General features: G+C 41.1%; 12 protein-coding genes. 2 read left to right on the top strand and 10 right to left on the bottom strand.

Features of this window, described 5'->3' with window-relative positions; all coding sequences use genetic code 11:
* A partial coding sequence (locus tag QMD82_08215) for a hypothetical protein (GenBank protein MDI6851900.1) occupies window positions 1–320 on the top strand: 320 nt, incomplete at its 5' end.
* Window positions 321–323: 3 nt separating this feature from the next.
* Here the strand turns inward: QMD82_08215 and mltG are convergent.
* The 5 genes from mltG to lpdA form a co-directional block, all read right to left on the bottom strand.
* Window positions 324–1337, bottom strand: coding sequence for an endolytic transglycosylase MltG (gene mltG / locus QMD82_08210; GenBank protein MDI6851899.1), 1014 nt, complete (start codon window positions 1335–1337; stop codon window positions 324–326).
* Window positions 1324–1764: a Holliday junction resolvase RuvX gene (gene ruvX / locus QMD82_08205; protein ID MDI6851898.1), complete on the bottom strand. Its 441-nt coding sequence runs from the start codon at window positions 1762–1764 to the stop codon at window positions 1324–1326. The genes mltG and ruvX overlap by 14 nt, the downstream gene beginning before the upstream one ends.
* A complete protein-coding gene (locus QMD82_08200) occupies window positions 1742–2674 on the bottom strand; it encodes an ROK family protein (GenBank protein ID MDI6851897.1) in 933 nt (310 codons plus the stop codon). Before QMD82_08200 ends, ruvX begins: the two co-directional genes overlap by 23 nt.
* A gap of 94 nt (window positions 2675–2768) precedes the next feature.
* Window positions 2769–3398, bottom strand: a complete 630-nt coding sequence (gene lipB / locus QMD82_08195) for a lipoyl(octanoyl) transferase LipB (GenBank protein ID MDI6851896.1) — start codon at window positions 3396–3398, stop codon at window positions 2769–2771.
* Window positions 3395–4756 carry a dihydrolipoyl dehydrogenase gene (lpdA, locus tag QMD82_08190; protein ID MDI6851895.1) on the bottom strand — a complete coding sequence of 454 codons (1362 nt, stop codon included), beginning with the start codon at window positions 4754–4756 and terminating at the stop codon, window positions 3395–3397. The genes lipB and lpdA overlap by 4 nt, the downstream gene beginning before the upstream one ends.
* Before the next feature lie 381 nt (window positions 4757–5137).
* On the opposite strand from lpdA, the gene QMD82_08185 reads away from it, so the two are divergent.
* Entirely contained in the window at window positions 5138–5698 is a 561-nt protein-coding gene (locus QMD82_08185; protein MDI6851894.1) for a DUF1232 domain-containing protein, read from the top strand.
* A 6-nt stretch (window positions 5699–5704) separates the two neighbouring features.
* Here the strand turns inward: QMD82_08185 and QMD82_08180 are convergent, their stop codons facing one another.
* From QMD82_08180 to QMD82_08160, 5 genes are all read right to left on the bottom strand, one after another.
* Window positions 5705–6412 carry a sugar phosphate nucleotidyltransferase gene (locus tag QMD82_08180; protein ID MDI6851893.1) on the bottom strand — a complete coding sequence of 236 codons (708 nt, stop codon included), beginning with the start codon at window positions 6410–6412 and terminating at the stop codon, window positions 5705–5707.
* Window positions 6409–8103, bottom strand: a complete 1695-nt coding sequence (locus tag QMD82_08175) for a DUF1957 domain-containing protein (protein MDI6851892.1) — start codon at window positions 8101–8103, stop codon at window positions 6409–6411. Before QMD82_08175 ends, QMD82_08180 begins: the two co-directional genes overlap by 4 nt.
* Before the next feature lie 8 nt (window positions 8104–8111).
* Window positions 8112–9146, bottom strand: coding sequence for a galactose-1-phosphate uridylyltransferase (gene galT, locus QMD82_08170; GenBank protein ID MDI6851891.1), 1035 nt, complete (start codon window positions 9144–9146; stop codon window positions 8112–8114).
* Window positions 9139–11160 (bottom strand): DUF1926 domain-containing protein, encoded by a 2022-nt coding sequence (locus QMD82_08165; GenBank protein ID MDI6851890.1) that lies wholly within the window; start codon window positions 11158–11160, stop codon window positions 9139–9141. The genes galT and QMD82_08165 overlap by 8 nt, the downstream gene beginning before the upstream one ends.
* 8 nt (window positions 11161–11168) lie before the next feature.
* Window positions 11169–12009, bottom strand: an 841-nt coding sequence (locus QMD82_08160) for a hypothetical protein (GenBank protein ID MDI6851889.1), incomplete at its 5' end; no start/stop codon positions are given.

Below are 12009 nucleotides of genomic sequence, written 5' to 3'. Positions count from 1 at the left end.
GCGAAAAAATTGAACAAGCACTAAAGGAACTCCAGGAAGTTGAAGATAAATTGAGAAAGAGGGAATTCGACAACGAGCTTATCGAGTCCCAAAGAAAGACATTAAAACATCTGCTCGATGCTTACGGCTCGTATAAAAAAGAGGAATTTACACAAAAAAGATACGCCGAGCCCGCAAAACCCTACCAATTTGTAGAGCCAGGGACAGAAAAAATCGTAGATCCCCAAAAAATCGGCGAAATACTTTCAGAAATAGAAAATCTCCCCCCACAAGAAAGGAGAATACTCAGGGAATATTACAATAAATTACTCCGACTTTAAGCGTTAATTTTTCTCTTTAAACAACCGCCGAACCTTCATAGAATACAGGCGATGTTCAGCATATGTTCTCGAAAAATAGTGTGTTCCATCCCCTTTGGCCACGAAGTAAAGGTAGTTCACCTTTGCAGGATAAAGCGCAGCAGTAATTGATTTTATGGAGGGCGAACATATAGGAGTAGGCGGCAATCCTGGATACTTATATGTATTGTAAGGTGTTTCCAATTTGGTTTCACTCCCTTTTAACCACGCTCTGCGTTGTTTTAAATAGTATTCCAAAGTTACATTTGACTCCAGGGGACGGCGAAGCCTTAAACGGTTGTGAAACACTGCGGAGATAAGAGGTCTCTCAAAATCAACCTGCGCCTCTTTTTCAATAATTGACGCAAGAATCAGAGTTTTATTCAGGGTAAATTTAAGTTCCTTCATCCTATCATAAAAAGAATCAGGAATAACTGCAAAAAGCTGAGATACCATCTTAAAAATAACCTGCCTTGGGTCTTCAGCCCAGTAAAATTTATAGGTTTCGGGGTAAAGATAACCTTCAAGAGTCTCCTTAGCATCAAGCTTAGGGAAGTATTCCTTTAAGTATTCGATGAAACTTGGGTCCCTTGTAAGCCTAAGAAATTCAGTGGTATCAACTTCAATTGTAGCAAGAGCCTCGGCAATATCCTCAATTGTAGAACCTTCTTTAACCGTCACAGGATATTCAAGCATATACAGTCCATTGTAAACCATAGCATATAAGAGTCTAAAGTTTGGGAGAGGTCGGGAAAGTTTATACTTTCCCGCCTTGATCTTCTTGTCCCAACCAGTGATACGCGATAAGACAAGGAAACTAAAAGAACTTCTTATAAAACCCTGCCTTTCCAGAGATTTAGCCACTACCGAGGCAGGAACCTTTTTAGAAACCAGAAATTCATACTCACCTTTAACGGGGTAAAGAAATTCAACATAGAAGATTCCAATTGCAAACAACAGGATAATCACCGTAACAAGAAAAATTTTAAAAGGCTTCATCTTTCTTCAAAAATTCTTCTAACAAAATTGCCGCTGAGTAACTATCAACCAAATATTTATCTTTCTTACCCACAGGGGGCCTGCCGTGCTTCGACCTAAATAGGGCTTCAGCATCTTTAGAAGTTAAACTCTCATCAAAAAACTCGATAACGATGCTGGGAAACTTTGTGGAAAGTTCATTGGCAAATCTTCTTATTTCCTCTGCAAGCTCCCCCTCCTCCCCACTCATTCTAATGGGAAGACCAAAGACAATTTCCGTTATGTTGTTTTTTACAATCAAAGAAACCAATTTCTGCATCAAAGTTTCATCGTTATCATAAGCAATCAAAGGTGTGACAATTAACCTCATTTCATCACTCCAAGCAAGTCCTACTCTTTTTTTACCGTAATCTACCGCCAGAACCCTACCACACCTTTCCTTCCTCATGGGCAAAATAGTATGCTCCCAGTAATGCTGAATCATCCCCCAGCAAGGATTTTCTGATTTTCAGTTCCCGTCTGGAATAGCCCATAACCCGCTCTTCTAAAATCTTCTCAGTGTTTCCGATAAAGAGTTCAAAGGCGTTCGACACACCTCCACCTATTACAAAAATATCTGGATCAAAGATATGAGTCAGATTCACAAGCCCGATTGCTAAATAATATCCAAACTCTTCCCAGAGTAGTTTTGCTGGTTCGCAACCTTGCGCAGCTATTTCCCTTAATTCCTTTGGAGAGTATTCCTCGAGGGTAATTCCATATCTTTGCAAAAACACCTTAGCCCTTTTAGAGAAGTAAGCACTCCCCAAATAGGATTCCCAGCATCCCCTTTGACCGCAATTACAAACTGGTCCCGACGGGTCAATAACCATATGACCGATTTCAGCCGCAAAATGAACCCTTCCCAGAAGTAATTTTCTATTGGCAATTATACCTCCGCCGACACCAGTCCCCAGAGTTATACCAATGACATTGGCTTCGTCCTTGCCAACTCCGAACTGCCACTCCCCGAGAACAAAAGCATTGGCGTCGTTCAAGACAAAAGTAGGTTTTCCTGTCTTGCTCTCAATCATTTCCTTGATAGGGACTTCGTTCCATCCCGGCAAATTTGGTGGTTCATAAACTACACCTTTCTCGTGGTCTACAAGTCCAGCAACAGCAAGACCAACGCCATCAATCACATTTTTCTTTACATTAATCAGATCAAGCAGCTTTGCAATTACAAAATCCTTACCCTCTTCAGCATGGGTTGGAAAGGAGCCTCTATCAACTATCTTCCCCCTTTCAACCAATCCATACTTAATGTTTGTACCACCTATATCAAAGGCTAAAATTTTTTCCAATTTACCCCTTTCCATTTGTTTTAATTATTCAACAAAACGGTTCAACTTTCAAGCGGTCTTTAAAGTTTTACTGGAATTACGAGGAACGTCAAAACCAACTTGTTATATCTCAGCCTCCAAAAACCTCACAAAAGTTCTGGAAAATTCGTCGTTTAAGCTCCGCCATCGGTATTTCCCTTTTCAGAATTTCCCCCATAGAAGTCATTGGAATGTGAGAAATACCACAGGGTATTATGAATCTAAAAGGTTCAAGGCTATTGTTCACATTCAGGGCAAAGCCATGAAAGGAAACCCATTTCCTGAAGGCCATTCCAATGGATGCAATCTTTCCCTGGGGTGTGAAAACCCCCGTGTATTCATCATGTCTATAAGCCTCTATTCCATATCCAATAAGGGTTCTAATTAGTGCCTCTTCCACATTAAATACGAACTTCTTAACTCCAGCAAGGGCGCTGTTCAGCTTAAAAATAGGATAGCCTACCAGCTGACCGGGACCGTGATAGGTTATATCTCCTCCCCGTTCTACTTTGTAAAGAGAATACCCCAGCTTTCTTAAGTACTCCTCAGGAAATAAAAGATTTTTCCAGTCTTTGTTCTTTCCGAGAGTAAAAACAGGTTCATGCTCAACCAAAAGTAAAGTATCCGGAATTTCGTCCCTAATTCTTTTCTCCACCAATTCTTTCTGAAAATCCCAGGCATCCTTGTATTGCTTGAAGCCTAAATCTATCAACTCAATCATCGGTTGATGATATGGATTGCCTTTTTATAGTAATTTTCAGCACATTCCATGATTGCCTCAGAAAGTGTAGGATGAGGGAAAACGACCTTAGCTATATCCTCTACCCTCAAGCCATTTTCAAGAACCAGAGCTCCAACTCCAGCAAACTCTGATGCATGAGGTCCAACAATGTGAAAGCCCAAAACATTATCTTTCTCATCACCCAGTATTTTTACAAAACCCTGCACGCTTTCCTGAGTCAGCGCACGGCCATTGGCCTGAAAAGGAAATTTGCCAACCCTATAATTGATTCCCCTTTCTTTCAACTCCTCTTCAGTGCATCCTACTTTAACCACCTCAGGATCACCGTAAACCACAGAGGGAATAAATTTTGCCCTGTGAGAAGGTTTGCCAGTTGCGATTATCTCAGCTACCATGATGCCTTCCCTTGAAGCCTTATGAGCAAGCTGAGGACCCGGTACTATATCCCCAATGGCATAAACGCCTTTAAGACTCGTACTGTAGTTTTCATCAATTTTAACAAATCCCTTTTCGTCAAGTTCAATCCCAGACTGTGCAAAGGCCTCAGTATTGGGTTTTCTACCCGTTGCTATCAAAATCTTATCAGGTTCAACGGGAATCTTTTCATCACCTTTCACAATATAAAAACTATCACCATCCTTCGTCAGTTTTGAACTCAGGAAGAAACGGACTCCCTTTTTCTCAAGATTCCTCTTAAGAACGCCAACTGCTTCCCGGTCAAATCCTGTGAGAATATCAGGCAATATTTCTACAATTGTTACTTCTGAACCAAGCCGTCTGTAAATCGTTGCCATCTCAATGCCAATTACACCGGCTCCCACGATTAAAAGATGCTTTGGGACCTCATTTATTTCAAGGCCCAATGTGGAATCCAATATTTTCTTGCCATCAAACTCAAAACCAGGGATGGATTTAGGAGAAGACCCCGTTGCAAGGATAATGGAATCCGCCTCCAGAATCTCTCCGTCAACTTTAACCTGCTTATCGCCTATCAGTTCTCCGTAACCTCTTAAAAGTTTAACACCATTCTGTTTAAATAGATATTCCACACCCCTTACGAGCCTTGTCACAACCCCCTTTTTCCACTCCCGCATTTTGTCGGTTTCAAATTTGAATCCATCCACAACAATGCCTTTACTTTTAAAAGTGTTCACTTTTTCTAAAATTGAAGTTACCTCAAGAAGAGCTTTAGTAGGGATACAGCCAACATTCAAGCAAACTCCTCCTACCTCTCCTTTTTCAACAACACAAACATTTTTACCAAGCTGTGCAAGACGAATGGCAGCCACATACCCTCCCGGTCCCGCACCAACCACGATAGAATCAAAATGTCTCATACAACCCTCCTTCAACTTCTGGTTATTGTTAAATTATAAATCTTCAGGAAAATTGGGGAAAATCAGTGCGAGGCATCGCTGATAAACTTCTTCTCATCGTGTAGAGTAAAATAATACATTAGCATTTAACTAAACTTAACCTTGCGAAGGTGAATATTCATCTTTAAAATTGGCATTATAAGGAGATTTTATGTCAAAATCAGTTAAGTGTCTCCTGATAATAGTAAAGTAAGAGCCAGCCTATATCATCTCGTGGGCTCTTCGGAACCCCCGGGTTTTTATGAAGACTAACCTATCCACACACCTCCCGCTCAATGATCAAACAAGACGAAATTTCCCATCCTTTACTTTCCCAGCTACAAAGGTTATAATACCAGTACTATGGAAAACATAAAAAGAACGCGTAGTGTAGATGGGTATCTTAGCTTTTATAAATATTTACGCAATAAAATTGCTCAAGATGCTGAAAAGCTTCTCGGTAAGTATGGCAGAATAGCAGTAGAGATTCTTCTTACCGGTCCTGATCTTTTCATATTCCTTTTCCGAATCTACAGAGACCCCGAAATTCCCATAGAGTACAAGGTGGGGCTTGCTTCTGTTTTAACATACTGGATATTGCCCTTAGACATCTTTTCGGAACTCTTCACCGGGGTCCTTGGATACATTGATGACATTTTTCTCTCCGCCTATATACTACATGGTTTGATGAAACATCTTGACGAAGCAAAGATAAAGTCTTACTGGCCCGGGTGCGAAAAAGCTCCAGATGTAATAGAAAAAATTCTTAGTTATTCTCAGTTTTTTGCAGCTCTGCTTGGTAAAAATTCTGAACAGAAATTTAATCAGCTCGTCTCGAGAATTGAAAAGAGATTAAATCTTAAAGCACCAAAAACGACTGCCGAAGAATCACAGGACAACCAGCCTACAGCAACTTTTGAATAAGGTCCTCTACTCTTGTAAAATTTCCTTCCGCCTTTTTTCGAATTCCTCAAAGGCGATAGAAAAATCTTCCTTCCTCCCAAGGTCGAGCCAGAAACCATCGTGCAGGTAAACGCCTATTTCAAGGTTATCCTTTAAAAGATCATTAACAAGGTCTGGAAAGTCGTACTTTGTATTTTCGGGAATTCTTCTCAGTATATAAGGATTAAAAACATAAACGCCCATGGAAACATAGTACTCAAGGGTGGGCTTCTCCTGATATTCCCTAAGGACATTCCCCTCAAATTTTACAACTCCAAACTCCGTCGCAATTTCACGTTTAACCACTCCAATGGTTAGAGGTTTGCCATTTATCAAATGAAATCTATAAATTTCATGAAAATCAAGGTCTGTAAGGGTATCACCGTTAACAACGAGAAAGGATTCATCTAACTTATCCCTCAGAAGTTTCAAAGGCCCAACTGTTCCAAGCTCTTTGTCTTCCACCGAATATTCAATGTTTGCACCCCATTTTTTTCCATTATTGAAGTAAGATTTGATAAGTTCAGCAAGGTGTCCACAGGCAACGTAAATATCTGTAAAACCATTCTTAACCAATTTTTTAACAATAATCTCCATTATGGGCATATCTCCAACGGGCATAAGAGGTTTGGGTATTACCAGAGAATATGGTTCAAGACGCTTTCCCTTACCACCAGCCAGAATTACAGCCTTCATTGTAAATTCCACTCCATGGGGTTAATATCCTCAAAGAGTCTATCCCTTTCTTCCAAGGAATGAAGCAGGTTTAAACCTTCGTCACTCAAACCTTCATTATTTCTTAAATTAGCAAGCATCTCAAGGAGCCTTTTACAATACTCGTAGTGAATTGCAACTCTCTGTTCCGCATAATCCCTGGCACTCCAGGTAGTTATGAGGAACTGCCAGTCAGAAGACTGGAGTAAAAGAAGTTCTCTTCCCAATTGCCTTAAAATCCTCATATACAAAGAATTCCCAGCAAAATCTTTATTTAAAGCTTCCTTATAAAATCTATCTTCAATTTCGTAAATTTTTTCCCACGTCCATGAAGTCCAGTCGTTAAGCCAGACCCAGTGAAAACCTCCCTCTCCCCATGAACCTTCTGGTAGATTTACCACCATTTCAGGAGGATGTTTACGGTGATATTCACCAAGGGTAATAGTTTCTACACTTTCGGCTTTGGAAATATTTTCAAAAACCTTCTCAAGCCAATCAATGCCTTCAAACCACCAGTGGCCATAAAGTTCGGTATCAAAAGGTGCTACAATGATGGGGTCCTCCAGCTCGCTCTTCGCAATAATGTTCTTCAAAATGTCAACAAAGTGGTTTGCATGGCTCTGCACTGCCATTTCAGCCCAATCTCTTCGGTATTCATCTTTGTTTCCAAGATCCACGTCCTTCCCAGTAATCCGCCAATAACGGTGACCTCCCGGGAAGTGTTTTTTGTGAAATTCCAGATAAGCAAAGTCTCCGGGATAGCCAATATCTCTCGACCAGACCTGCAAAGCTGTCCTTGGATCCCGTGCAAAAACACCAGCGCCCACCTTTTTACCAGGGGAAACAACGTAGTAATTTCGCAGAATATCTTTTTTCTCGACTTCCACTGGTCTGTAAGCCGAAGCCTGGGTCTCCCAAAGCAGTTTAAGAGCTTCAAAAAGCCCTATATAAGTCCCTACCGCCTTACCACCCTCAATCAAATGATGGTCAACAAGAAAATACTCAATTCCGAGTTTATTGTAAATCTCCTCAAGGCCGAGCCTGATATACTCTGGATAATTTCCAACGGGTGGCTTCCACTTATAGGAGAATCTATAAGCCAGTTCCGGTGGCCAGATACCTGATGGTTCTACACCCACATTTTTTAGGAAAGCCCTCTTACCTTCCAGTACCTGAGCATAACAAGATTCATCCTTCAACAAAAGTGGCATATAGCCATGAGTCGCTCCAGAGGTGATTATCTCTATGTGGCCTTCTTTGAAGAAAGAAGAAAAACGTCCGATTATATCTCTATTGATTTGATCAAAATATTCGCCAACCTGTTCATAGAACCTTTGCCAGAAGACAGCAAGGCTCGCCCTGTGTTTATACCCCGTTTTTAAGAAATAGATTTCGTCCTCCCTCGCCGAGTCAATTTTCTGCTCAACATAACCCTTTACACCTTCTTTAAAACGATCATCTTTTAACTGTTCTTGTAGAACTGGCGTTATACCAATGGTAAAGTGGACCCTAATCCCCTTGGAAATAAGTCTTTCTATAGCCATCAAAAGAGGAATATATGTCTCTGTGGCTGCTTCGTAAAGCCACTCAGCCCCATGAGGCCACACACCATGGCCCAACACGTAGGGCAAATGGGAATGGAGTACCAGAGAAAAATAACCCCTTTTTGCCATAATCTCACCTAAATGTTTATATCAACTTCTCTTAAATATTTCGCAGCTTCTTCGGGAGGAGTGGGATTAATGTAAAGCCCAGATCCCCACTCAAAACCTGCAATTTTTGTTATCCTCGGAATTAGTTCTATATGCCAGTGGTAATCATACTCAATGGTGGTCCAGTAATCTGTCCTTCCAGGCCTTTGATGGGGGCTTGGTGCGGTGTGGAGTACCATATTGAAAGGTGGATCATTCAAAACGATCTTGATTCTGAGTAGCATCTCTTTCAAAACGCTGGCAAGTACTTCCAGTTCGTGATCCTCAAGAAGGGCAAAATCGTGCAGGTGTTTTTTAGGTATCAGCCAAGTTTCAAAGGGGAAAGAAGAGGCAAAAGGTTCCCACACAATATAGTTGTCCCTGTCCATTACAATTCGTGAACCGTACTGTAACTCCTGATTTATAATATCGCACATTAAACACCGCTCTTTAGACCTGAAGTGGTCTCTTGAAGCTTGAAGTTCCGTAACTACTACCGTTGGTATCATTGGCGTAGCAATCAATTGGGAATGGGGATGGAAAAGGGAAGCCCCTGCTTCTCTTCCGTAATTTTTGAAGATAAGTACGTAGCGAATACGGATATCCTTCATCAGATCCCTAATGCGCTCCCTGTAAGCTATCAAAACTTTCTTGATCTGTTCGACGCTCAAATCGCCAAGGTTTTTGTCGTGCTCAGGAGTTTCGATTATTACCTCATGGGCGCCAATACCATTAATTTTATCAAAGAGACCAACGGCCTCCCTCGTTAATTCCCCCTCAATTCTGAGAGCGGGGAACTTGTTAGGCACAACCCTAACTTCCCATCCTTCTGTATTAGGAGCACGATCTTTCGGGCCAATTACAAAGATCTCAGGAGGGGTGGTGTGCTCGTGTCCATAACAAAATGGACAAACTCCCCCTTTGATTTCCTCTTTTGTCATTACATAATCAGATGGCCTCCTACCCCTTTCCGTGGAGATAATTGTCCACCTAACCCTGAAGACATCGTACCTCAGCTCAGGCATTTCTCCCTCCTTTGAACCTTATCCTTATTGTGTCCCTGTAATTTTTGCCCTTCAATTTTGCGAATAAAAAGATTGAGGTACCTTGATATACCAAGTCAAACCCTTTCTCTGATTGCGAAATGGTTAAAATTGGGTAAAGATAAATATCGTCACACTTTGAGCTTTCAATGGATAAAATAACTTTCAATATTTCATCGGCAATTTCAATATAATTCCTGCCTTTTAAAACATAATCACTATGGCTGATCTTTTCCCCCCTGTCCTCTAATAAAAGCATCGGCACTTCGAACTTTAAATTCAATTCAATAGCAACGGTGTGGTTTAACTCCTCTTCCCCTTTTATGGCCAGCGCCAGATCAACTCCACCTTTCACTGGTTTTATGTACTTCACAGCTATTACGTTGACTTCCCTTTCACCCTTTACTCTCCCCTGTCTGGTCAACCGAATGCTATTCCCATTAAGCCGATAATCAAACTCGCCTGTGGCAAAGTCACCAAGTTCCTGATACCTGCTATATCTAAGGCTTTGGAAGTCCAAGGCTTCGGGAAGGAAGTGAAGGAAAAAAGAGTACCGAGGATAACTATCATAGACCATCTCCTTAGCGCTTTGCTCGTCAATCCATTTTTCCTGTTCGTGAATTGACGCAACACCTTCTTTTGGGGGTTCACCAATCTTTACTCCCTCATGGTAGTGCTCAAACCGTCTTGTTAATGTATCCTGAAAATTGTAGAGATATTTAAAACTGGAAATTTCGTAGATGGAGCCTCCTAAGTGCGGAATCACAGAAATCCTTAATTCCTTGTTTTTTACACTAATTTCCGGTCTTCCATCTTTATTCAGGTCATCTACAACCCTCCCCGGGCTCTTTACTTTTCTATCGATCTCAATCAAGTTGGAATAAATCTCTTTTCTCAGGTGTGGAAGATATAATCCACCAAAAACACCATGCCAATAGGCATCGTTACACTGCGCCTTGTAAAGGTTAAATTTTAATTTTCGACTTTTACCCGCAGACAGGAGATCCGAAAGATATAGCATCTTCTTGTGCATATTGTTTGATTCTTCATATTTCACAAGAAAATTCCTCCAGATGCCCCCTCTTACAAATCTTCTGTAATGATCAAAAACTCCTTCTGCACGAAGTTTATTAACAAATTTTATAAAATCAACGGCACCATCAGCTGGAAGGGACCACTCGCCCATTTCAAAATATGAAGCAGTAGGGAGGTAAATCCTCCCAAGGGGTGGTAAGGTTTTTAAGGCTTCAGAATAAGTTACAGGTTCAATATCTCCACTATTCAAAACCGCTTCTACAAAATTTCTGAGCCATCCTTTCTCATAAACCCACTCGAAAGTTCCCGGCCAGAGCCCGAATTTTTCGCCATCGTCAAAGATTATCGCCATCGAACCAGGTATATTTTTAATATAATCTATGCTCTGATGAACCTCTCTGAAAGGAATTAAATATCTTAAAGTCTCATCAATTGGAAAAATTGCAAGGGTCCTCCCCTCACCTTCGGTTACGTAGTACCCGTGAAGTTCTTCTTTTTTCTTCCCAGCAGAGAGAAAATGGAAGTCATCAACAAGAACATACTTAATGCCACACTCAACAAGGGACTGGACAATCTCTGACTCCCAGACTCTTTCGGTCAGCCACAAACCCTTTGCGTCGTAATTAAAACGATCCTTAATATAACCCTTTGCTAAATTTATCTGCCCAATTCTGTCTCTGTGTGGAATTGAGGCAAGAACAGGCTCGTAAAATCCGCTGATAACCAGTTCCAGCTGACCTCTTAAAACCATTTCCCTTACCATCTCTACATATTCAGGGTGCTCCCCTTCAAAATATTCCCACAGTGGGCCAGTCGTATGCATTGAAAACTTAAACTGCGGGTATTCGTACATTATCTCAAGAAAGGGTTTGTAACTCCTCTCAAAGGAGTGATCGAAAACGTGCCTGAAATTCCCGACGGGCTGATGATTATGAACTCCGAACAAGAGCTTCTTTCTCATAATACCTCCTACCAGATTACATCAATTTCATCTTTTTGCAACTTTTTAATTTTAAAGGAGCCTGCCCGTGGATACCTTTCAGAAACCTGCTCACCTTTTATTATTAGGTAAAACTTAACTTCGTCTGTACCCTCGGTAATGTTCAATGGAATGGCTATCTCAAAAACTTTCTTCCACGCAAACTCAACCTTATCCTGATTAGAGGTCCTCCTCTTTGAGTCCAAAACAATATCCCTTCCCCCTTCAAAGTATAGTTCTACCCTTTCTATGGTTCGGCCGGGTTGTGGTTTGAGCATTAAAAAGAGTTTTTCTTCATTAAAACCATATACAATTTTTTCAAGAAAATAACTTTTAACCGCCATCTGGCCGGTGGAAAAGGTTGAAACGTCAAATTCACCAGCCCCTAAATACTCGTAATAATTCTCAACCAATCCATCAATTTTGGGATTAATATAGGCTACCGCTATCATTGAAGGGATCACGCTCTGGATCTCTTTTTTTATGGGTTCATCAAGGAAATCTGGCACTTCAAGATTGGCAAGCTCCAGTGCCCTTCTTAGATGCTTTCTGAAAAGTTCGTCAAATTCCTGATAATAGAGGGTAAAGTTGTCGTCGCCATACCACCAAAACCAGTCAGATCCCTCGGCACACATCAATTCTTCTTCCGCCTGAGGATTTAAATGGCCTTTTAGCAAAGACTTCACCTGTTTTAAATATTTCCAAGCCCTATTCTTCTCTTCGTGCCCGACCCAAGTGGTAAAATCACCTCGTATCCAGGAGCCCGGATGCAAGTAGTAAAGAGGTTCAGCATTATCTTCCGCCACTTCACTGAAGGTAGCGGTTTTTATT

The sequence above is a fragment of the bacterium genome (assembly GCA_030019025.1).
Lineage (GTDB): Bacteria > Hydrothermota > Hydrothermia > UBA1063 > UBA1063 > UBA1063.
The sequence above is the reverse complement of the archived record's forward strand: the minus strand, read 5'-3'. Positions and strand labels throughout refer to the sequence as shown.